We start from the raw sequence: 21,963 nt of genomic DNA on the forward strand, positions 1-21,963 counted from the left end.
GTGAAGACGGAAAACCACGCCGAAGACCTACGGCACGTGCACGGCCGCCGGTTGGGCGCGCTCGCGCTCGGCGCCATTGGCGTCGTCTTCGGCGACATCGGCACCAGCCCGCTGTACACGATGAAGGAAACGCTGGGCACGCACGGCATGACGCCGCACCCGACGGCCGTGCTTGGCGTGCTCTCGCTGATCTTCTGGTCGCTGATCATGGTGGTGTCGCTCAAGTACGTCACCTTCGTCATGCGCGCGGATAACAAGGGCGAAGGCGGCATCATGGCGCTCATGGCGCTGGCCCAGCGCAGCGTCGCCGGCTCGCCGCGCGCGCGCTGGGTGCTGGCCGCCATCGGCATCTTCGGCGCGTCGCTGTTCTATGGCGATGGCGTCATCACGCCCGCCATTTCCGTGCTTTCGGCGGTGGAAGGCCTGGAAATCGCGGCGCCGCAGCTCGATACATACGTGCTGCCGATCTGCCTGGTCATCATCTTCGTGCTCTTCGCCGTGCAACGGCACGGCACCAACATCGTCGGCAAGGCCTTCGCGCCGGTGATGGTGGCGTGGTTCCTGGTCCTGGCTTTCCTCGGGCTGCGCCAGATCGTGGCGCACCCGCAGGTTCTGGAGGCGCTGGACCCGCGCTTCGCCGTCCGCTTCTTCCAGGAACACGGCAGGCTTTCCTTCATCGCGCTCGGCGGCGTGGTCCTGTCGCTGACCGGCGCCGAAGCGCTGTATGCGGACATGGGGCATTTCGGCAAGCGCCCGATCCGCATCGCCTGGTTCTGTTTCGTCCTCCCCGCGCTGCTGATCAATTACTTCGGCCAGGGCGCCCTGCTGCTGCACGACCAGACCGCGATCGAGAATCCGTTCTACCGGCTGGTGCCGGAAGACTGGCTCTACCCGATGGTGGCGCTGGCGACGATGGCGGCGATCATCGCGTCGCAAGCCGTCATCTCGGGTGCGTTCTCGATGACGCGCGAGGCGATGTCGCTGGGTTACTCGCCGCGCATGGCCGTGGTGCATACCTCGCACGAGATGTCCGGGCAGATCTTCGTGCCCTGGGTGAACCGGCTGCTGCTCGTACTGGTGTTCCTCGCGGTGATCGGGTTCCGCTCGTCCAACAACCTCGGTGCGGCCTACGGCATCGCCGTGACCGGCACGATGACGATGACCACGCTGCTGGCGCTGGTGGTGGCACGCCGCCGCTGGAACTGGCATTGGTCCGCAGTGATCACCGTGGGCATCATCTTCCTGATCACCGACCTTTCGTTCTTCGGCGCGAATGCGCTCAAGATCGCCCATGGCGGCTGGTTCCCGCTGGTGCTCGGCGTGATCATCTTTACCGTGATGACCACCTGGCGCCGCGGCCGCGACCTCGTGGTGCGCGAGATCAAACAGTCGGGCCTGGCGCTGGAACCTTTCGTGGCGAACATCGCCGACCACCCGCCGCTGATCGTGCCGGGCACGGCCGTCTTCCTTACCGCGAACCAGAACGCGGTGCCGCACGCGATGCTGCACAACCTGAAGCACAACAAGGTGCTGCACGAGCGCAACGTGCTGCTCACGGTGGAAATGCTCGAGACGCCGGTGGCGGAACACGACGAGCGTATGGAAGTGATCGAGTACGGCAGCGGCTTCTACGGCCTGCAGTTGCGCTACGGTTTCGCCGAAGATCCGAACATCCCCGTGTCGCTGTCGCGCGCCAGCGCCCTCGGCCTCGACTTCGACATGATGGACACCACGTTCTTCCTGTCCCGCGAAACCATCGTCGCCGACGTGCGCCGCCCCGGCATGGCCCTGTGGCGAGACAAGCTGTTCGCCTTCCTGGCCCGCAATGCGATGCCCGCCACGGCCTTCTTCCAGATCCCCGGCAACCGCCTGATTGAGCTTGGCGCCCAGGTGGAAATCTAGCGCCCCTGGCTCGGCTTCGCCATCGTATTGGTTCCGCACATCGTGGCTCCGGCGGGGAGTCGCCGGGTTGTGCCCCTCCGGGCTAGCGACCGAACTCGCCCGGAGGGATATAGCCTGGACCGCTCGCTGGAGCGCGAGCGCGCTCCGCTACAACAGATGCCGCAGCGCCATTCAGCACCCGTGAGCGCATCCTGTGTAGGAGCGTGCTTGCGCGCGACAGGCTTTCGCGACTAGCTTCACGTACGGGATGTACACGCTTTCGCGAATCTGAAGTGCGATCAATGCGGCGCAAGAGAGCATAGGCTCAATACAAAAGTAAGTGCCAGCTGAAAACGACCCGCAATTCGCCTGCTGCAGGTAAAGCGTCTCCATATGCATCGGAGACCATATTTCGCTCAAACATTAGTGGCGATTACCGATGCCGTCTTACTGCCTGAGTTTCTAGCCTGACCAGGTCCAAATCGTGGACATGCTTGGAAGGCTAGATGCGAAGATAATCTTCCTGATTCCCTTAGCCTCGCTGGGGATATCTCCAGATGCTGGTGCCGTCGTGAAATGGTTGAGTCGCGCGAATTGTCTCGCTGGAGTGGTTAACGAGTCGATCACATACGATCGGCCCCGGTTTCAAAGCCAGTTCATGTACACCGTTAGCAATCACGTGGGGTTTGGCGCTCGAGCAGGTCATCAGTCTGTGGCGCCACTGACAATTACCTGGCGCTCTTACGCGGGCGATCTTGGCGATCCTACGCGGAATACGGTAACGGGCACCCACGTCTTCGGCCGCGATCTTCGTGCGCTGACTACCAGGTACTCGTCAGCGACCGACTGCAACCTGACGGAGTGGTAATATGAAAACGGATATTCGAAAGATTACTGCGCTCTGTCTTGGCATGAGCGCAAGCGCGTTGTCGAGCGCCCAGAGCGCTGGCGAACCGCCAGCGAACTCCGTTGCGGCGATGGCAGGGATTACGAGTGACGAGCTCCGAAAGGCTAAGGAGGACGGTATCGACATGACCCGGATTCCTGCGTCGCCAGGGCTGCACATCGTTCCCCTTGCGGAATCCCCTTTCGTCGGACCTCTCGCGCGAGAGGCAAAGAAGGAACTTGCCGAGCAGGCAAGGAAGGGGGCAAAGACAGCGAGGCGGGGAGAAGTGCCGGATCTCCGTAACGCAGGTCAAGCCGGAGGGGCGAGTCGTAGTCGGAGGGCTGGCGCGGAGCGACCTTATCGGTCGCTCGAATCCATCCGCCCCAAGCTTCGCTATGAGCCCATTTCAGTGAAGGGAACCGTTCTCGAGAAGATTCCCCTAGTCGAAGCAACGACAGGCGGCGGCCTTGTGGACGGCCGGTGGACGGGCCTTTCGCGTTCCTGGGAAGTGGCCGGATTAGGCTATGTTCAACTCGAAGAATCGGAATATCGCGAGAGTGGCGGTTCGATCACCTTGGTCAAGGAGTGGGTCAATGCGGATGTAAACGGCAGCCCCGCATCCGTCCAGACAAAGCGAGAACGCAGAGGCAAGGCCATCGTGTCGCTGGATTGGGTCACTGACAGCACGATTTTTCGCCTGGACCTTCAACCGCTGAATCCAAGCGCCGTGAAAGCGAACCAGGAGGCATTGCTGGCGCTTGCGAGCAGTCTCGGACGCTGACCGGGAGGCCGGGGCGGGGCGGCCGCGAGCCGTTCCGCTCTCAAGACCTGCCATAATGACGCCATGTCCGAGCACCGCATCATTTCCTCCGCCGCCGCCATGGACGACGAGGCGCTGGAGGCCAGCATCCGTCCGAAGCGACTGGCCGAATATCTCGGCCAGCGGACGGTGCGCGAGCAGATGGCCATCTATATCGAGGCGGCGCGGCGGCGGGGCGGGGCACTGGACCACACCCTCATCTTCGGGCCGCCCGGGCTGGGCAAGACGACGCTGTCGCACGTGATCGCCAACGAACTGGGAGTGAACGTGCGGTCCACCTCGGGCCCGGTGCTCGAGCGCGCGGGCGACCTGGCGGCGCTGCTGACCAACCTCGAGAAGAACGACGTCCTCTTCGTGGACGAGATCCATCGCCTTTCCCCGGTCGTCGAGGAAGTGCTCTACCCGGCGATGGAAGATTTCCAGATCGACATCATGATCGGCGAGGGTCCGGCGGCCCGCTCGATCAAGCTCGATCTGCCTCCCTTCACGCTGATCGGCGCGACCACGCGCGCAGGCCTGCTTACCGGCCCCCTGCGCGACCGCTTCGGCATCATCCAGCGGCTGGAGTTCTACAGCCTCGAGGAACTCACGGCGATCGTCCGCCGCGCGGCGCGGATCTTCGGCATCGAATGCGAGCTCGAGGGCGCCGTGGAGATCGCGCGGCGTTCCCGTGGCACCCCGCGCATCGCCAACCGCCTGCTGCGCCGCGTGCGCGACTTCGCCGAAGTGCGCGGCGACGGGCGGATCACCCATGAGCTGGCCCGCGCGGCCACCGACATGCTCAAGGTGGATGCCCAGGGCTTCGACGACCTCGACCGCCGCCTGCTCGGCATCATCATCGAGAACTTCGACGGTGGCCCGGTGGGCGTGGAATCGCTGGCGGCGGCCCTCAGCGAGGACCGCGGCACCCTCGAAGACGTGGTCGAACCCTACCTGATCCAGCAGGGTTACCTGATCCGCACCGCGCGCGGCCGCATGGCTTCGGCCAAGGCATGGCGGCACCTCGGCCTGACCCCGCCGCCCCGCCAGGCGGGCACCCCGGACCTGTTCGCGGACGAGGCATGAGGGTTTTCAGCTGGCCCGTGCGGATCTACTGGGAAGACACCGACGCCGGCGGCGTCGTCTACCACGCCAACTACGTCCGCTTCATGGAACGGGCACGGACCGAGTGGTTACGTGCACAGGGCATCGACCAGCTCGCCCTGCGCGAATCGACCGCCCTGGGCTTCGTTGTCCGCGACATGCACCTGGACTTCCACCGCCCGGCCCGTCTGGATGATGAACTTCGGGTCACGGTGAGCGTCAAAGAGCGCCGTTCAGCCAGTATGCTGTTCGGTCAGGAGATCGTGCGAGGGGAAGAGGCACTGGTCCGCGCCAAGGTGCGCGTGGCTTGCGTCAACCTGGACACGATGCGCCCGATGCAGATCCCCGCGGACCTGTTTTCCAACGAATTCCCCCATACCTGAAGCCAGATTACCCGGCGGAGAGCCCTCAAGCGATGAACGGTGGACTGAACATTTTCAAGCTGGTGTCGGAAGCGAGCCTGCCCGTACAACTGGTGATGCTCCTCTTGCTGGTGTTCTCGTTCCTGTCCTGGGTGATCATCATCCGCAAGTACAGCCAGCTGAAGACGGCGCACGACAACGCCGAGACCTTCGAGGACCGCTTCTGGTCCGGCGCCGACCTGGCCGCGCTGTTCCGCGAGGTGGGCAACCGCGACGGCCAGCACGGCATCGAGAACGTCTTCGAAGCCGGCTTCCGCGAATTCGCCCGCCAGCGCCAGCGCCGCGTCGCCGACGCCAGCCGCATCCTCGAGGGGTCCGAGCGCGCGATGCGCGTGGCCGGTACCCGCGAGATCGGCAAGCTGGAGCAGAACCTCGAATTCCTCGCCAACGTCGGCTCGATCAGCCCCTACGTGGGCCTGTTCGGCACGGTGTGGGGCATCATGGGCGCCTTCCAGGGCCTGGGCGAGATGAAGGACGTGACCATCTCGGTCGTGGCCCCGCATATTTCCGAAGCCCTGATCGCCACCGCGATGGGCCTGTTCGCCGCGATCCCGGCCGTCTGGGCATATAACCGCTACGCCAACAAGGTCGAGCGCATCGCATCGCGCTACGAGGTGTTCCAGGAGGAGTTCTCCTCCGTGCTGCAGCGCCAGATCCATACCGACGAAGTGGCCTGAGCGGAGTACGCGATGCGCACTACTTACCGCCGGCACAAGCGGAAGCTGAAATCCGAGATCAACGTCGTCCCGTACATCGACGTGATGCTCGTGCTGCTGATCATCTTCATGGTCACCACGCCCATGATGAACCTCGGCGTCGACATCCAGCTGCCGCAGACGAACGCCAAGTCACTGCAGGACAAGAAGGATCCGATCGTCGTCTCGGTGGACGAGGCCGGGCAGATCTACCTGACCGCCAACGGCGCCAAGCGCGAGCCGGTCAGCGAGGACGAATTCCGCAAGAAGGTCACCGCCTTCCATGACGCGAACCCGGAGCTCCAGGTCCTGGTCGCGGGCGACCAGCGCGTGGGCTACGGCAAGGTCTATTCGATCCTCCCGATCCTCCAGGAGGCGGGTGTCTCCAAGATCGGCCTGATGAGCCAGCCCCAGTCGGCGCAGAATGGAAAACCGTAACGGCACGCCCCGCGCGGTCTTCCTCGCCGCGCTCCTGCACATCGGCATCGTGGCCTTCCTGGGCCTCGCGGTCATTCCGTGCTCGGATTACGAGAAATGGGCCGAGGCCATCGGCCTGCCCGCGGAGTGGAACCCGCTGAAGTGCCCGGCGCCCCTGGAGCTGCCCGGCCAGATCATCGAGGCGACCCTGGTCGGCCCGACCGGCAGCCCGCCGCCGAAGGCCACCAAGGTCAAGCCGACCCCGGACACGACGCCCCCGCCGCCGGTGGTGCCGACACCTCCGCCGCCGCAGCCGGAAAAGCCGAAGGTCGAGACCCTCCCGCCGCCACCCAAGCAGCCGGACCTCAAGGACCAGGAAAAGGTGGTCGACGACGCCGTGCAGAAAGCGGAGGACGCCAAGCGCCTGCAGGAAGAGAAGCAGCGCCAGCGCCAGGCCGAACTGGACGCCGAGCAGGAGCAGAAGAAGAAAGAGAAGCAGAAGGAAATCGACGACATCTTCAAGCAGCTGGACGCCGCGAAGGCCCAGACCCGGAAAGCCGACACCACGAAGAAGCAGGCCGAGCAGCAGCTGAAGGACCTGCAGAACGCGAAGGACGACGGCCTGCCGGATCTGCCCCCGGCCGACCAGAAGCAGTCGGGCACTAATGGACGCGATACCGGCAAGCTGGGCCAGTACCTGGCCGCCATCCAGAACTCGGTGACGCAGAACTGGCTCAGGCCGGACAGCATGCCGGCCACGTCCTGCGTGGTGCATATCGTCCAGGTGCCGGGCGGCCAGGTGCTCAGCGCGAAGGTGGACTCGAGCTGTCCCTACGATGCCGCCGGCCGCGCCTCGGTCGAAAACGCCGTACTGCGCGCCCAGCCGCTGCCTTACCAGGGCTTCGAAGACGTCTTCCAGCGCAACCTAACGTTCACGTTCAGGCCGCAATGATGTAGCGCGCCCTGCCTGGGCTATGTGCCCGGGCAGGGCGGTTCAGATTCGGGTCACGCAAGAAGTGACCATCGCGTTAACATTTCGCCGCTGTCCCACCTTCCCAGGCCGCAATGAACCAGCCCATGCGCAGAACGCTTTCCCGCTTCGTCCTCCTTCTCGCCGCGCTGGCGGCCTTCGTGGCCGGACCGGTCGCAGCCCAGTCCCTGAACGTGGAAATCGTCGGCGGCCTGAAAACGGCCATTCCCATCGCCGTCGTCCCGTTCGCCCAGGCCGGCGGCGCGCCGCTGCAGACCGACATCGCCGACGTCATCCGGGCCGACTTCAACCGCTCGGGCAAGTTCCGCTCCCTGGCCAAGAACGACATCGTCGAAACCCCGTCGCAGGGCTCCGACATCAAGTTCGCGACCTGGCGCCTGCTCAAGCAGGACTACCTGACCATCGGCCGCATCAGCGACGCCGGCGGCGGCATGCTCAAGGTCGAGTACGAGCTGTGGGACGTGAACCGCCAGCAGAGCCTGCTCGCTCAGTCCTTCACCGCCCCGGCGGGCGACCTGCGCGGCGTGGCCCACCAGATCGCCGACCAGATCTACGAAAAGATCACCGGTGTGCGTGGCGCCTTCTGGACGCGCATCGCCTACATCACGGCCGTGGGTACCGGCAACAACACCACCTATTCGCTGATCGTGGCCGACTCGGACGGCTACAACCCACAGGTCGTGGCCCGTTCGCGCGAGTCCCTGCTCGGCCCGGCGTGGTCGCCGGACGGCAGCAAGATCGCCTACGTCTCCTTCGAGAGCGGCAATTCCCAGGTCTACGTGCAGAACATCTCCACCGGCTCGCGCAGCCTGATCGCCTCGCACCCGCGCGGCATCAACAGCGCTCCGTCGTGGTCGCCCGACGGCAGCAAGCTGGCGGTGAGCCTCTCTTACGTGGGCAACCCCGAGATCTTCGTCATCGACGTGGCCAGCCGGGCCGAAACCCGCCTGACCAACAACTTTGCCATCGATACCGAGCCCACCTTCACCCCGGACGGGCAGAGCATCATTTTCACCTCCGACCGCTCGGGCAAGCCGCAGCTCTACCAGATGCCGGCCTCCGGCGGTGCCGCCCAGCGGCTCACCTTCCAGGGCGGCTTCAATGCCAGCGCCTCGGTGAGCTACGACGGCAAGCAGATTGCGATGGTGCAGGGAAACGGGAACGTGTATCGTATCGCCATCATGGACCGCAGTCTGGGTGGCCAGGTGCGCTTCGTTTCCCCGGGTAACGTGGACGATTCGCCCAGCTTCGCGCCCAATGCCAGCATGCTGCTCTATGCGGCATCGCAGGGTACGCGCGGCGTCCTGTATGCTGTTTCAGCCGATGGCCTCGTACGCCAGCGTCTCGTTCTCTCGGACGGCGACGTGCGCGAGCCGTCTTGGGGACCCTATCGACAGCGCTGATGGCGCCCTCACGGGCGACATCGGCACCGTCCAGGGAAGGGCGCGGCGTGGCCGCGCCTTTTCCGCGGACGAAAGGTTTTCCGGCAGCCGCCCTCGGGTGGCTGCCGGAGCGAAGACGCCGGGCGCGGGACAGCGCCCCGTCGGAGTAGATGTAAGTAAAAAAACAGCCGGACAACCGGCGGTGCCTGTCCCGAAACCGAAAACCGACTGTCGGAACTCAACTGTTGAAGGAACGTCCCATGAATAAGACCGTTACCGTCACCCTGGCTGCCCTGCTCTGCGTTGGCGCCGCCGCGTGCTCCAAGAAGAACACCAAGCCGGCTCCCATGCCGGAACAGCAGCCGGTCGCCCAGACCCAGGCCCCGACCAGCGACGGCAAGTACCAGCCGTCCGATCTCGACACCGATGCCTGCCTCCGTCAGCGCGTCGTGTACTTCGACTTCGACAAGAACGACGTCAAGCCGGAGTTCCAGCAGATCATCGCCTGCCACGCCAAGTACCTGCAGGACCGTCCGCAGTCGGCCATGACCCTCGAGGGTAACACCGACGAGCGCGGCACCCGCGAGTACAACCTGGGCCTCGGCGAGCGTCGTGGCAATGCCGTCTCCAGCGCCCTCCAGGCCGCTGGCGGTTCGGCTGGCCAGGTCAACGTGACGAGCTACGGCAAGGAGAAGCCGACCTGCCGTGAGCACAACGAAGACTGCTGGGCCAAGAACCGTCGCGTTGAGATCGTCTACACCGCGAAGTAAGTAATGAAGAAGACTCTGGCTACCAGCTACATGGCCAGGCTTGGCGTGGCGGGCGCGATTGCGTCCGCCACGCTTTTCGCGCTGCCTGCCGCCGCCCAGGACACCCGCCTCAGCCTCGCCGACCGCGTGTCGCGGCTGGAGCAGCAGTCGCAGGCGCAGGCCGGTACGACTTCCCTGGTGAACCAGGTCAACGACCTGCAGCAGCAGCTGTCGCAGTTGCAGGGGCAGATCGAAGAACTGCAGCACCAGAACCAGCAACTCCAGGATTCCCAGAAGGCGCAGTACGCGGACCTCGATTCGCGACTGGGCCGTATCGAGAAGGGTGGGGCGCCGCAGGGCCAGCAGCCCGCGGCCACGGCCACCGCGCCGACCCCTTCCGCGCCGACGGCTGCCGCACCGGCCGCCGCCGCTCAGGCCGCTGCCGCCAGTGCGCAGGCCGCTTCCGCCAGCGCACCGGGCCAGCCGGTGGGCACCGATCAGCAGGCCGCCTACGACGCAGCTTTCAAGTCGCTGCGTGCCGGCGACTACGTCACCGCTTCCCGCGGCTTCCGCGACTTCCTGGTGAAGTATCCGGACAGCCCGCTCGCGCCGAACGCCTACTACTGGCTCGGCGAGTCGTACTACGTGACGATGAACTACCCGGTGGCCATCGAGGCGTTCCAGCGCCTGGTGAAGCAGTACCCGCAGAGCGACAAGGTGTCCGACGGCCTGCTCAAGGTCGGCTATTGCCAGATCGAGCTGAAGCAGCAGGACGCCGCCATAGCCACGCTGAAGCAGGTTACCGCCAAGTATCCGGGCACGAAGGCCGCGGGCCTCGCACAGGAACGCCTGCGCCGCCTGCAGCGTCAGACGGCCAACTGATTCCATGAACGGCAGCACCGCAACGCCGGCGGACGTCTCGCCGGCCACGCCCGTCCGGGAGCGGCTGCGCATCACCGAGATCTTCCACTCCGTGCAGGGCGAAGCCGATGCCATCGGCTGGCCCACCGTCTTCGTGCGCCTTACCGGCTGTCCGTTGCGCTGCGTGTGGTGCGATACCGAGTACTCCTTCCACGGCGGCCAGTGGCACGACATCGACGCCATCCTCGCGGAAGTCGCAAGCCACGGGGCCCGCCACGTCTGCGTGACCGGAGGCGAGCCGCTAGCGCAGAAGCGCTGCCTGATCCTCCTGCGCAGGCTGTGCGATGCGGGCTACGAAGTCTCCCTCGAGACATCCGGCGCGCTCGACGTGTCCCAGGTCGATCCGCGCGTACGCAAGGTCATGGACCTCAAGGCGCCGGACTCGGGCGAAAGCGCGAGGAACCTGTGGTCGAACCTCGACCATCTCCTTCCGCACGACCAGGTGAAGTTCGTGATCGCGAGCCGTGCCGACTTCGAATGGTCGCGCGACGCCGTGCGCGAGCATGCCATCGACCGTAAGGCGATGGTGCTGTTCTCGCCGGTATGGTCGAAGGTGGAACCGCGCGAGCTCGCCGAGTGGATCCTCGCCGAACGTCTTCCCGTGCGCTTCCAGCTGCAACTGCACAAGTTGCTGTGGAACGACGCCGCGGGCCATTGATTCCAGGGTAACCGCATGAACGCTTCGAACGCTTCCCGCAAGGCCGTCATCCTCGTGTCCGGCGGCATGGACTCGGCCGTCACGATCGCGCTGGCGCGCGAACAGGGTTTCGAGGTCTATGCGCTCAGCGTCGCTTACGGGCAACGCCATAGCTCCGAACTGGAAGCGTCCGAGCGCGTCGCGAGCATGCTGGGGGCTGTGGTACACAAGACCGTGCACGTCGACCTGCGCAGCATCGGCGGCTCGGCGCTCACCGCCGATATCGACGTGCCGGAAGAGGGCGGCGAAGGCATTCCCGTGACCTACGTGCCGGCGCGCAACACGATCATGCTGTCGATCGCGCTGGGCTGGGCCGAGGTTCTCGGTTCGAACGACATCTTCTGCGGGGTCAATGCGGTCGACTACTCCGGCTACCCGGACTGCCGCCCCGCCTTCATCGAAGCCTTCCAGACGCTGGCGAACGTCGCCACGAAAGCCGGCGTGGAAGGCGCGGGCATCCGCATCCACGCACCGCTGATGCAGATGGGCAAGGGCGACATCGTGCGCGAAGGCATGCGCCTCGGCGTGGATTTCGCGGCGACCGTCAGCTGCTACCAGGCGGATGCCGAAGGCCGTGCCTGCGGCCACTGCGACGCGTGCCGCCTGCGCGCAGAAGGCTTCGCGAAGGCCGGCGTGCCCGACCCGACGCGCTACGCACGCTGAGGCGATAAGTCACTGACGCGAATGGTGGGTCGTGCCGGATTCGAACCGGCGACCTACGGATTAAAAGTCCGCTGCTCTACCAACTGAGCTAACGACCCAAGCGCGGGAGCCGGCAAGTTTACGAGGCGGGCGCAGGCGGCACAACCCAAGCGCAAGGGGTTCAGGTGGTGACGGCGATGGCTTCGACGTCTCCACCCGCGTCGCGCCAGGCAGTCAGGCCGCCGCTGAGGGGCCTTACGTTGGAGAAACCCAGCTTGCTCAGGCGCTCCGCCACCTTGGCGGCGGAAACTTCGTTAGGGCACGAACAATAGATCACGACGGCGCTGTGCCGGGGCAGGGTGGCCAGTTCCCGGTCGGCGGTCGAAAGATCGAACAGGCGGGATCCCGGAATCACGTAGGGATCGTCGCGCCGGCTGATTGCCGAACGGACATCGACGATGAGTGCGCCCGGTTCGTTCGCAAGCAGGACGGATAATTCGTCGACCGAAATCCGGCTCTTGCGCAGTCGCATGAGGAGCAGCGTCCGGCGCACGTAGCGGAAGGCGATCCACAGTACCAGTCCGATCCCGGCGACGGCAGCCATGCCGAGGCCGAACTGCCGGAGCAGGGCCAGCACGGCATCGATCTGGCGATAGAACAGCATGCCGGCGGAGAGTCCCACGACCACCCAGAGCGCGGCGCCGACGAGATCGTAGACCGTGAAACGCGAGAAGCGCGTGTCGCCCGCGCCGGCGATGGGAATGGCGACCAGGGACAGCCCAGGGATGAAGCGCGATACCAGCAGGAGCTTCACGCCGCGCTTCTCGAAGAAACCGCTCGCGCGGCGCACGCAGGTATCCGGGGAGAGCGAAATCCGGCAGAGGCCGTCGAGTACGCGGTAACCGAAGCGGCGGCCCGTGAGGAACCAGGCAGCGTCGCCGAGGAAGGCCCCCGTGAGCGCGGCGAGGAAGGTGCCGATGATCAGCATCGGGTCGCGTGCGGCAACCAGCGTGCTGCCCACGACGATGAGGGTGGGCATTGCCGGGACGGGCAATCCGATGGCGCCGGCGAAGACGCCGACGAACGCCACGATAGGTGCCGCGTCCGATCCGGTGATGCTCGCCACGCCCGTGTTCCTCGAAGAGGGTTCCTGTGCTCCCTGTAACGATACGCCGGTCGCCGGACGGGCGACAGGGAGGGGCTACCAGGTGGAGTACCAATGCGCCGCGGGCACCGGACGCGTGGCAGGGCCTACGGCGGCGCCGTCGAATTCCGCCCAGAAGAGGCTTCCGCGGCCCGGACTGGAGCGCACCCCGATGCGGCCGCCGAGCGTATCCGCGATACGGCGTGCCACGGCCAATGCCAGGCCATAACCGGGATGCCCGGGCAGGCGGGTGAACTCCTCGAATACGCGGGACTGCATGCCTGGCTCGAGACCCATCCCGTTGTCGCGCACCTCGAGGCGGATGGCGCCGCCGCGGCGGCGGATCGCCACCAGTACGCGCCCGCCCGGCGTGCTCAGCACCGCGTTGGACACCAGCCGGTGCAGCAGCTCGCCGAACAGGGCGGGATCGACGTGCAGCGGCAGGCGCCCGCCGCGCCAGCGCACGTCTACGCCAAGCCGCGCCGCGTCCGTCTCGATCGCGGCGCGTCCGCGCACGAACAGGTCCGATGCGATGAGGTCCACGGCGGCGGGTTCCACCACACCTGCGTCGAAGCGCGCCATCTCCAGCAGTCCGTCGAGCAATTCGCTGAGCCGCATGAGGCTGCTGCGCATCTGTCCGAGCACGGCGCGTTGACGGAGGTCTTCCCCGGGCTGCATGCCGGCAACGAAGAGGGCCAGCGCCTGCAGCGGCTGGCGGAAATGATCGCCGACCTGCTCGACGAAGCGCGTATGCCGTGCGATGTCCTGAAGACGTTGTCGCAATGCGTCCGCCATGGCCGCATCGTGGCGCGAACGCAGTTCAGTGAGTTCGTCGAGCAGCTCGTCGATCGCACGCAGCTCGTCGCCGTCTCTGGAGGCTTGCGCATTGCGTGGATGAAGGAACCGGTCGATGCGCGCGCGAACCTGCTCGACGGGCTCCATGACGTCGCGCTCGAGGTTGCGCCGCGTGATCGCGAACAACCACACCACCCCCGTGCAAAGCAGCAGCGTCATCAGGAGCCCGGCGACATGGCGTTCGTGCAGGGCGGAAGCATCCGTGACGGTTTCCAGCTCGCCGTCGTCGGTGTTCGTCCACGTGCGCAGCTGCCACTCGGCGGCGAGCCGTCTTCCGCTGTCCACGACCAGGTCGCTTCCGTCATCGCGATGGAGGATGGCCTGCTGGGTAGGTGCGCTGCGCAGCAGCGCCCGGGCCAGGGCGTCGCGAATGGCATCGTCGTTCGACGCCCCCGCCAGTACGGCGGCGATACGCTCCGCCTGGATGCGCGCCATGCCATGCGCATCGGCGTCCGCCGCGCGCATGTGCAGGACGCCGAGCGTGGCGGCCAACAGCAGGCCGACAACCGTCATGGGCAGCAGACCCTTGAGGATCAGCTGCTTTCGCAGGGGCGCAGGCCTTCCTGGCGGTCGCGGCGACACGGTCATGAGGGGCCTTATGGCGCAGGGTCTCATGACGAATCTATGAAAACGCGGATGGGTCGCGCGATAGACAAGGGGAGCTAACCCCGCCGGCCTATGCCGTCCGGCCTATTACTTCCCGCGCAAGCGGGCCACGATGCCGTCGTGGTCGCTGCGGATCTTGCGGAAGCGCGCGGCGCGCGCCCCGTCGCTGATCCACTGGGCGCTGTTCGCCCGGCGCTGCTCCAGCGTGTATTCGATGTCGGCGAAGGGCACGAGCTCGGCATTTCCCGCCGGAGCGAAGCCGCTGATGTCGTGGATGCGCTTGAGGTTCGCCTCCTGCCGCGCGGCATCCTTACCCTTGCCGTAGCTGGTGATGAACGCCGCCACCTGCGCGCGCAGCGACGATGGCAGGTCGCCACGGATGACGATGACCGCGTGCGGTATCAGCGCGGACGTCCACAGGATGCGCAGGCGCGCGTACTGCTCGGGGAAGTGTTGCCGGAAGCGTTCGAGATCGGCGGTGTTGTTCGTCGCTACGTCCACCTCCCCGTTGGCCACGGCCAGCGCGTTGTTCTGGTGGTTGTCCACGTGCACGCTGGCGAAGAAGGTGTCGGAGTCGACGCCACGCGCGGCGAACAGCTGGGTTTCCGGCACCAGGTAGCCGGATACCGAAAGGGCTTCGCCGCGTGCAAAGCGCCATTGGCCTGGACGGGCGAAGAGCTGGCCGAGGGTTCGCACACGTCCGTCGGCGGCCACGATCAGCACGGCGTGGTAGCCACGCGAACCGTCGCTGCGCGTGAGCCGCCCGATCACCTGCATGTTCTGCCGCGTGACGGCATCCAGCGCGAGCCTTCCCGACAGGAAGGCGATATCGACGCGCTGCTCACTGATCGCCTGCGCAATCCCTTCATAGGTCGTGACCGACACGGGGCGCACGGGCCGGCCGATGGCGCTCTGCAGGTCGTCGAGCATCGGTCGCCATGCTTCCAGCGATTCGGCAGGGCCGCCGATGGGCAGGATGCCGAAGGTCAGCGGCGCCTGGGCATCGACTTCGCCAGGAGGTGAGGCGCTCGCCGGCAGGGTGGCGAGCAGGCAGACCAGCCACGCGGCCAGCCAGCCCCGCATGTCAGTCGCCGAGGTGCTGGGCGGCGACCAGCGCCTCGAGCCGGTTGCGTACGTGCAGCGCGCGGAAGATGGCGGCCAGGTGGATCTTCACCGTACCCTCGCTGATCTGCAGTTCGCGCGCGATCAGCTTGTTCGGGCGCCCCTTCGCAAGGAGCTTCAGGACGTCGATCTGGCGGTCGGTGAGGACCGTGGCCAGACGTTCCTTCGTGGTCAGACCGTCGTTGCCATTGGACAACATGAATGAGGGGGCCACGCTGGCGGCAGCCGATTTCATGGCTTCCGGCGGCACGTAGATGCCCCCGCCCACCACGAGGCGCACGGCGTTGAGAATCACGTCGGGCGGCGAAGACTTGGGGATGTAACCCTGCACGCCGAGATCCAGCACATGGCGGATCGCCGAAGGGTCCTCCGTCCCCGAAAGGACGATCACCGGACGTCCCCGGGAACCGGTGTCGTCGTTGGGATCGCGCAGGGCCGCCACGGCGGCCTTGATGTGGTCGACGCCTTCGGCGCCGGGCATCGCCATGTCGATGAGGGCCACGTCGGGCGCCGGCAGCTCTTTCAGCCGCTGCTCGAGTTCCTTGACGTTCTCGGCTTCGACGAACTGGACATCATCGCCGAGCTCGCGAAGCTTGAGCTTCACGCCCTCGATGATGAGACGATGATCGTCCGCGATCAGAACACGCATGCCTTTCCTCCGCCCGCCAGGCTTGCGAGCCACCCCATTGAGCGGACCATAGCCCTACAGGCCCCGGTCGGCAAGCAGGCCATCTGGCTCAGACGGGCGCACGATGGACAGCCCACGCGGAAACCATTACCTCGTGGAGGCGTTCGGGCGAAACCGGCTTGAACAGCACCTGCGTGGCCGTCTGGTCGATGTGGCGCAGGAACTCCCCGCGGGTTTCCCCCGTGATCAGCACGCGAGCGAACGGCGGGGGATCGCCGGGACGGCGCCGGTAATAGCGGTCGAGCAGCTCGATGACGTCGAGGCCGGTGCCCTCGCGCAGGCGCAGGTCCGAAATGACGATGTCCGGCGGCTGCATCCACTGGTGGACGGCCTCCATAGCCTGCTGGGCGTCTTCCGCCGTCATCACCTCGCAACCCCAGCTGCCCAGGAGGTAGCTGATGCCGGCCAGGATCGTCGGTTCGTCGTCGATCACGAGGACGCGCATCCCCACGATGTCTCGCGGAATCCCGGGATCCGGGGCCGGTACGGACACGGTTTCCATCATGCCGGGTTGCACTTCGGGCAGGACGATGGAGAAGAGGGTGCCCTTGCCCGGACGCGAACGGACCGAAGCGCGCGTACCCAGCAGGCCGGCGAGCTTCTGCACGGTCGACAGGCCCAGTCCCAGGCCACGCCGCGTGCCTTCCGGCCGGCCGGTTTCCGGGCCGCCTTCGATCCGGTAGAACTCGTCGAAGATGTGCTGGAGGTGTTCCTGGGCGATGCCAAGGCCGGTGTCCCAGACGTCCACGCGCACGGTGCCGTCGAGCCGGCGCCTGGCGCCGACCAGCACGCCGCCGGTACGCGTATAGCGCAGCGCGTTGCTCACCAGGTTGTTGAGGATGCGGGCGAGCATGGTCCGGTCGCAGCGCACCCAGAGCCGGGTGGTGCGCACCACGAGGCGGAGATCGTGCTGCTCGGCCACCATGCGGAAGTTCACGCTGACTTCCTCGAACACCTCGTCCAGCGGCACGTCGCGGACGACGGCAGGCATCGCGCCGGTTTCGAGGCGGGAGAGGTCGAGCAGCTCGCCGAACAGGTGGTCGAGCGACTCGACGCATTCCTGGATGTGCGCGATCCGGTTCAGCCGCACCGGATCGTACTCATCCACGGCCAGGCCGGAGGAGAACAGCGTAAGCGCATAGAGCGGCTGGCGCAGGTCGTGCGAAGCGGCGGCGAGGAAACGGGCCTTGGCGACGCTGGCTGCCTCCAGGGCGGCGTTCTTGCGCGCCAGTTCGTCGGTGGCCGTGGCGATCTCGCGCTCCATGCCGATCTGCGCATGCAGCAGCTTGGAAGCCGCGCCGTTGAAGCCGCGCTGCAGGTCGCCGATCTCCGTATCGTCGGTGACCGGCACCACCACGGTGCGGTCGCCCAGGCCCAGCTGGCGCACGGCGATGGCGAGATTGCGCAACGGCGCGCTCAACCAGCGCGCCGTCGACCAGCCGATCGCCACCGCGATCAGCAGGCTGAGCGCCAGCCAGACGAGGGCGTTGTGCACGCTGGCGCGTTGCGCGGCCACGGCGTCCTCCACGCTCACGTCCACGGTGACCGAGCCGACCGCGCGGCGGGACAACGGGTCGAGGATCTCGCGGGACACGGTGAGACTGTTGTCGTCGCCGGCGTCGATCGAGCCGTTCACCCGGTCGGCCAGGATTTCGCCGTCGCGATCGCTGATGCGTACGCGCGACACCTGCGGCAACTGCACGATGGATTGTGCGATGCGGGCCAGCTCGCGCCGTTCGCCGGTGCGCAGGGCCTCGCCGGATACGGTCGCGGCCTGCTGGGCGATGGCGTCCGCGGTGGAGCGGCCCATCTCGTGCAAGGTGTCCATCTGGTGGCGGGTGAGCAGGGTGACCAGCAGGACCGCGCTGATCGCGGTAGGCACGAGGGCGACACAGGTCAGGCGCTGCACGAGCGAGGTGCGGCGCCAGACCTTTTCCAACCATGGAGCGGATACGTCACGCATGCATCATTCCCCTGGCACCACCCATCCAGGGCGGCGCGAGAACGTAAGCCTAGCGCAGAACGCGGTGGAGGCGGCGTCAGGGCCCGCGTCGAAGGCGGCCGAGCAGCGTGCGCGCCGCGAGGGGCAGGACGGTCAGCACAGCGAAGGCCGCCAGCGGAACCAGTATCCGGCCATCGAGCAGGCTCGTGGCATCCATCGGATGGCCGCTCGCGAGGGTTTCACCCAGTCCCGCGCCCACCGAGCTCTCCACGAACAGCGATACCGTGCCGCCGAGCCAGGTGGCCAAGACGAACAATCCCAGGGGACAGCGCATCCAGGCGAGCGCCACCGTCATCGCGCCCAGCGGCACGATGGGAACGAAGCGCAGTGCCAGCGCATAGGTGACAGGGTGCGCGGCGAAGCCGGCACGCAGGCGCTGGGCCAGGGCCGGCGGTGCGCGCCGGCCGGAGCCGAAGGCGTAGCGGCTGGCGAGGTAGAGCGCGAGCGAGCCCAGCACCAGCGACACCGACGACAGGGCGGTGCCTTCGACCGCCCCGAACAACAGGCCGCCACCCATCACCAGCACGATCGTGCCGGGCACACCGGTGGCGATGGCCACGGTAAGCAGACCGGTGAAGGCGAGCCGCGAGGTGACGGGATGTTCGGCGATTCCCGCGCGTAGGCGGCCTTCCTCGGCGAGCAGGTGGTGCGGCTCGAAGCGGTCGAGCGCTCCACTGGCGAACAGCGCGGCGCCGCCGACCAGCAGCAGGCATAGCGGCAGCAGGGCGCGCCAACGGCTGCTCACCTGGCGCGCCCCGGGCTCAATACGCCGTGCCTGATTCGCCGTAGCGGCGCAGCACCGCGCGCGCCTCGTCGCGGCGGATGTCGCGCCGTACGGCGATGCCGCGGCGTTCCAGTTCACCGATCCAGTCCGGGGGAAGCGGACCTTCGTCGAACGGGGTGAGTTCTTCCACGTCTTCGGAACGGGCCCCGATCAGCAGTTCGTCGATGCCGGCCCATATCGTCGCCCCGAAGCACTGGCAGCAGGGCTGCGAACTGCTCGCGAGCACGAAGCGGCTCCCGTCCTCGTTGAGGCGGAAGCGCTGCAGGCGCTGTTGCGCCGTCATGTACGCCATCATCTCGGCGTGCGCGACCGAACAGTTGTGCGGTACCACGCGGTTCACGCCCACGGCGACGATGCGGTCGTTGCCGTCGAACACCACGGCACCGAACGGCCCGCCCGTGCCGAGATCGATATTGAGTGCCGACAGCTCGATGGCGAGGGCGACCTTGGCCTCGTCGCCGGCGTAGTCCACCGAGGTGTTCACCGATTCGTGCACCCAGGCGGGGAGGGTGAGGTGGACCTGCGCGTACAGCATCAGGCCTGCTTCGCCCAGGAGTCGCGCAGGGTCACGATGCGGTTGAAGACGGGCGCGGCATGCGTGTGGTCGTGCATGTCGGCGACGAAGTAGCCGAGGCGCTCGAACTGCACGCGGTCCTCGTGCATCGCACCCGCGGCCGCCGGTTCCACGTAGCCGTGCACGATGCGCCGCGAGTGCGGATTGATGTGGTCCTTATAGGTCTTGCCATCGCTGTCGTCGTCCGGGTCGGTCACGTCGAACAGGCGGTCGTATAGGCGAACGATGGCGGGCACGGCGTCGCGCGCGCTCACCCAGTGGATGGTGCCCTTCACCTTGCGATCCGCACCGGGCATGCCGGCGCGCGTGTCGGGGTCGAGCGTGCAGCGCAGTTCGATCACCTCGCCACCGGCATCCTTCACCACCTCGTCGCAACGCACGATGCCCACGCCGCGCAGGCGCACCTCGCCTTCCGGCTTCAGCCGATGGAAGCCCTTCGGGGGCACTTCGGCGAAGTCTTCGCGCTCGATCCACAGCTCGCGCGAGAACGGCACGCTGCGCGTGCCGAACGACTCGTCCTTCGGATGGTTCGGGAAGGTGAGCGACTCGGCGTGCGCCTCGTCGAGGTTGGTGATGACCAGCTTCAGGGGGTCGATGACGGCGAGGCGGCGCGGTGCCGTGCCGTCGAGATCGTCGCGCACGGCACCTTCGAGCACGCTCATGTCGATCGTGCTGTTCTGCTTGCTCACGCCGATGCGTTCCCAGAACAGGCGGATGCCCGCGGGGGTGAAGCCGCGGCGGCGCACGCCGGCCAGCGTAGGCATGCGCGGGTCGTCCCAGCCGTCCACGAGGTTCTCGGACACCAGGGTGATCAGCTTGCGCTTGCTCATCACGGTGTAATTGAGGTTGCCGCGCGAGAACTCGATCTGGCGGGGCTTGCTCGGCACCGTGGGCAAGCCGGACTCGACCAGCGGTTCCCAGAGTTCGGGGTCGTTGGCGAGGTCCACCTTGTCCACGCACCAGTCGTACAGCGGGCGGTGGTCTTCGAACTCCAGCGTGCACAGCGAGTGCGTGATGCCTTCCAGCGCATCGGAGAGTGAGTGCGCGAAGTCGTACATCGGGTAGATCGGCCAGGCGTCGCCGGTGTTCTGGTGGTGCACCTTGCGGATGCGGTACAACGCCGGATCGCGCAGGTTGATGTTGCCCGAGCTCATGTCGATCTTCGCGCGCAGGGTCTTGCTGCCGTCGGCGAACTCGCCGGCGCGCATGCGCCGGAACAGGTCGAGGTTCTCCTCGATCGAACGATCGCGGTACGGCGAGTTGCGGCCCGGCTCGGTGAGCGTGCCGCGGTACTCGCGCACTTCGTCCGCGCTGAGGTCGTCCACGTAGGCCACGCCCAGGCGGATGAGCTTCAGTGCCGAGCGGTAGAAGACCTCGAAATAGTCCGACGCGTGGCGCAGCTCGGCCCATTCGAAGCCCAGCCACTTCACGTCGCGCTGAATGGCCTCCACGAACTCGAGGTCTTCCTTCGAAGGGTTGGTGTCGTCGAAGCGCAGGTTGCAGACGCCGCCGAACTCGGCGGCGAGCCCGTAATTCAGGCAGATCGACTTGGCGTGGCCGAGGTGCAGGTAGCCGTTCGGCTCCGGCGGGAAGCGCGTGCGGATCTGCGCGTGCTTGCCGGACGCCAGGTCGTCGCGGACGATCTGGCGGATGAAGTGCTGTTGCAGGACGGGTGTTTCAGTCGACATCGCGAAAGGCTCGGGAGATGGGCGCGGCAAACCTCCGAGTTTACCTTGTGGGAAGCGCGCTTGCGCGCGAACCTGCCGGCGGGGTAGCGTGCACCCATGCGCATCGCCTACCACGCCGAATCCCTTATCGACGCCCATCTCGTGAAGGACGCGCTGGAGCGGGAGGAGATTCCTGCGTTCATCGCCGGGGAGTTCCTCACCGGCGCGGTGGGCCAGCTGCCCGCCCGCGACTTCCTGGCCGTGATGGTTCCGGAGGGCGCCGCGGAGGCGGCGGAGGGCATCGTGCGGCAGATCGATGCCCAGCTGGCCGAGGCCCGCAAGGCAGCGGCCTCCGACGAGGGCTTCGACGCGGTTACCATCCCGGCCTGATCCCGTTCCGCCTTCCAGGATACCCATGCAGGCCATTCTCGACCTCGTCCGCGACGTGCCGGACTTTCCGCGTCCCGGCATCGTGTTCAAGGACATCACGCCGCTGCTTGCCGATGCGGCGGCCTTCGGCGATTGCATCGACGCCATGTGCGAACCGTGGCGGGGCATGGGCATCGGCGCCGTCTGCGGCATCGAATCGCGCGGGTTCATCTTCGGCGCGGCGATGGCGCGGGCGCTCGGTGCCGGCTTCGTGCCCCTGCGCAAGGCGGGCAAGCTGCCGCCGCCGGTGGTGGGTGTCGACTACGGCCTGGAGTACGGGCTGGATCGCCTGGAGATCGGCACGCACGCGCTCGCCCCGGGCGAGAAGGTCGTGGTGGTGGACGATGTACTGGCGACCGGCGGCACGCTCGAAGCCGCCCGCCGGCTGGTGGAGCGGCTGGGCGCCGAAGTCGCGGGCGCCAGCGTCGTGATCGAACTGGCCGGCCTCAACGGGCGCTCCCGCTGGGCGGCGGGTTCGCCGCTCCATGTGCTGATCGGGTACTGAC

General features: G+C 66.7%; 22 protein-coding genes and 1 tRNA gene. 14 read left to right on the top strand and 9 right to left on the bottom strand.

Features of this window, described 5'->3' with window-relative positions; genetic code table 11:
• The 12 genes from ACR9ZH_RS00705 to queC all read left to right on the top strand — a co-directional run bounded on the left by ACR9ZH_RS00705 (position 1) and on the right by queC (position 11,607).
• The gene (locus tag ACR9ZH_RS00705) at positions 1–1,902 is read left to right on the top strand and encodes a potassium transporter Kup (RefSeq protein WP_481288832.1); all 1,902 of its coding nucleotides are present in this window, start codon (positions 1–3) and stop codon (positions 1,900–1,902) included.
• A gap of 848 nt (positions 1,903–2,750) precedes the next feature.
• A complete protein-coding gene (locus tag ACR9ZH_RS00710) occupies positions 2,751–3,548 on the top strand; it encodes a hypothetical protein (protein WP_481288833.1) in 798 nt (265 codons plus the stop codon).
• Positions 3,549–3,611: 63 nt separating this feature from the next.
• Positions 3,612–4,652 carry a Holliday junction branch migration DNA helicase RuvB gene (gene ruvB / locus ACR9ZH_RS00715; protein WP_481288834.1) on the top strand — a complete coding sequence of 347 codons (1,041 nt, stop codon included), beginning with the start codon at positions 3,612–3,614 and terminating at the stop codon, positions 4,650–4,652.
• Positions 4,649–5,053: a tol-pal system-associated acyl-CoA thioesterase gene (gene ybgC, locus ACR9ZH_RS00720; protein ID WP_481288835.1), complete on the top strand. Its 405-nt coding sequence runs from the start codon at positions 4,649–4,651 to the stop codon at positions 5,051–5,053. The genes ruvB and ybgC overlap by 4 nt, the downstream gene beginning before the upstream one ends.
• A 32-nt stretch (positions 5,054–5,085) precedes the next feature.
• Positions 5,086–5,769, top strand: coding sequence for a protein TolQ (gene tolQ, locus ACR9ZH_RS00725; protein WP_481288836.1), 684 nt, complete (start codon positions 5,086–5,088; stop codon positions 5,767–5,769).
• A 12-nt stretch (positions 5,770–5,781) separates the two neighbouring features.
• Positions 5,782–6,225: a protein TolR gene (tolR, locus tag ACR9ZH_RS00730; RefSeq protein ID WP_481288837.1), complete on the top strand. Its 444-nt coding sequence runs from the start codon at positions 5,782–5,784 to the stop codon at positions 6,223–6,225.
• Complete coding sequence (locus tag ACR9ZH_RS00735; RefSeq protein WP_481288838.1) at positions 6,212–7,156, top strand: cell envelope integrity TolA family protein; 945 nt, start codon at positions 6,212–6,214, stop codon at positions 7,154–7,156. The genes tolR and ACR9ZH_RS00735 overlap by 14 nt, the downstream gene beginning before the upstream one ends.
• Before the next feature lie 125 nt (positions 7,157–7,281).
• Positions 7,282–8,598 carry a Tol-Pal system beta propeller repeat protein TolB gene (tolB, locus tag ACR9ZH_RS00740; protein WP_481288839.1) on the top strand — a complete coding sequence of 439 codons (1,317 nt, stop codon included), beginning with the start codon at positions 7,282–7,284 and terminating at the stop codon, positions 8,596–8,598.
• Positions 8,599–8,837: 239 nt separating this feature from the next.
• Positions 8,838–9,347, top strand: a complete 510-nt coding sequence (pal, locus tag ACR9ZH_RS00745; RefSeq protein WP_427461022.1) for a peptidoglycan-associated lipoprotein Pal — start codon at positions 8,838–8,840, stop codon at positions 9,345–9,347.
• 3 nt (positions 9,348–9,350) lie between these two features.
• Positions 9,351–10,208: a tol-pal system protein YbgF gene (gene ybgF / locus ACR9ZH_RS00750; RefSeq protein WP_481288840.1), complete on the top strand. Its 858-nt coding sequence runs from the start codon at positions 9,351–9,353 to the stop codon at positions 10,206–10,208.
• A gap of 4 nt (positions 10,209–10,212) precedes the next feature.
• Complete coding sequence (gene queE, locus ACR9ZH_RS00755; RefSeq protein ID WP_481288841.1) at positions 10,213–10,905, top strand: 7-carboxy-7-deazaguanine synthase QueE; 693 nt, start codon at positions 10,213–10,215, stop codon at positions 10,903–10,905.
• Between the two features lie 15 nt (positions 10,906–10,920).
• Positions 10,921–11,607 carry a 7-cyano-7-deazaguanine synthase QueC gene (queC, locus tag ACR9ZH_RS00760; RefSeq protein WP_481288842.1) on the top strand — a complete coding sequence of 229 codons (687 nt, stop codon included), beginning with the start codon at positions 10,921–10,923 and terminating at the stop codon, positions 11,605–11,607.
• A gap of 22 nt (positions 11,608–11,629) precedes the next feature.
• Here the strand turns inward: queC and ACR9ZH_RS00765 are convergent.
• The 9 genes from ACR9ZH_RS00765 to ACR9ZH_RS00805 form a co-directional block, all read right to left on the bottom strand.
• Positions 11,630–11,705: transfer RNA gene (locus tag ACR9ZH_RS00765), tRNA-Lys, on the bottom strand.
• Between the two features lie 62 nt (positions 11,706–11,767).
• Entirely contained in the window at positions 11,768–12,712 is a 945-nt protein-coding gene (locus tag ACR9ZH_RS00770) for a DedA family protein/thiosulfate sulfurtransferase GlpE (protein ID WP_481288843.1), read from the bottom strand.
• Between the two features lie 75 nt (positions 12,713–12,787).
• Positions 12,788–14,098, bottom strand: coding sequence for a sensor histidine kinase (locus ACR9ZH_RS00775; RefSeq protein ID WP_481288844.1), 1,311 nt, complete (start codon positions 14,096–14,098; stop codon positions 12,788–12,790).
• Positions 14,099–14,278: 180 nt separating this feature from the next.
• The gene (phnD, locus tag ACR9ZH_RS00780; protein ID WP_481288845.1) at positions 14,279–15,274 is read right to left on the bottom strand and encodes a phosphate/phosphite/phosphonate ABC transporter substrate-binding protein; all 996 of its coding nucleotides are present in this window, start codon (positions 15,272–15,274) and stop codon (positions 14,279–14,281) included.
• A 1-nt stretch (position 15,275) separates the two neighbouring features.
• Positions 15,276–15,962, bottom strand: coding sequence for a LuxR C-terminal-related transcriptional regulator (locus ACR9ZH_RS00785; protein ID WP_481288846.1), 687 nt, complete (start codon positions 15,960–15,962; stop codon positions 15,276–15,278).
• A gap of 88 nt (positions 15,963–16,050) precedes the next feature.
• Positions 16,051–17,964, bottom strand: a complete 1,914-nt coding sequence (locus ACR9ZH_RS00790) for an ATP-binding response regulator (protein WP_481288847.1) — start codon at positions 17,962–17,964, stop codon at positions 16,051–16,053.
• A gap of 76 nt (positions 17,965–18,040) precedes the next feature.
• Complete coding sequence (locus ACR9ZH_RS00795) at positions 18,041–18,748, bottom strand: TVP38/TMEM64 family protein (protein ID WP_481288848.1); 708 nt, start codon at positions 18,746–18,748, stop codon at positions 18,041–18,043.
• A gap of 16 nt (positions 18,749–18,764) precedes the next feature.
• Positions 18,765–19,322: a nucleoside deaminase gene (locus tag ACR9ZH_RS00800; RefSeq protein WP_481288849.1), complete on the bottom strand. Its 558-nt coding sequence runs from the start codon at positions 19,320–19,322 to the stop codon at positions 18,765–18,767.
• On the bottom strand, positions 19,322–21,049 hold the full coding sequence (locus ACR9ZH_RS00805; protein ID WP_481288850.1) for a glutamine--tRNA ligase/YqeY domain fusion protein: 1,728 nt from the start codon (positions 21,047–21,049) through the stop codon (positions 19,322–19,324). The genes ACR9ZH_RS00800 and ACR9ZH_RS00805 overlap by 1 nt, the downstream gene beginning before the upstream one ends.
• Before the next feature lie 96 nt (positions 21,050–21,145).
• On the opposite strand from ACR9ZH_RS00805, the gene ACR9ZH_RS00810 reads away from it, so the two are divergent.
• Together ACR9ZH_RS00810 and ACR9ZH_RS00815 are read left to right on the top strand one after the other, a co-directional pair.
• Positions 21,146–21,418, top strand: coding sequence for a putative signal transducing protein (locus ACR9ZH_RS00810; protein WP_481288851.1), 273 nt, complete (start codon positions 21,146–21,148; stop codon positions 21,416–21,418).
• A 25-nt stretch (positions 21,419–21,443) separates the two neighbouring features.
• Positions 21,444–21,962: an adenine phosphoribosyltransferase gene (locus tag ACR9ZH_RS00815; RefSeq protein ID WP_481288852.1), complete on the top strand. Its 519-nt coding sequence runs from the start codon at positions 21,444–21,446 to the stop codon at positions 21,960–21,962.
• Position 21,963: the final 1 nt, after the last annotated feature.

Source organism: Luteibacter sp. SVR4-7G (assembly GCF_056755555.1).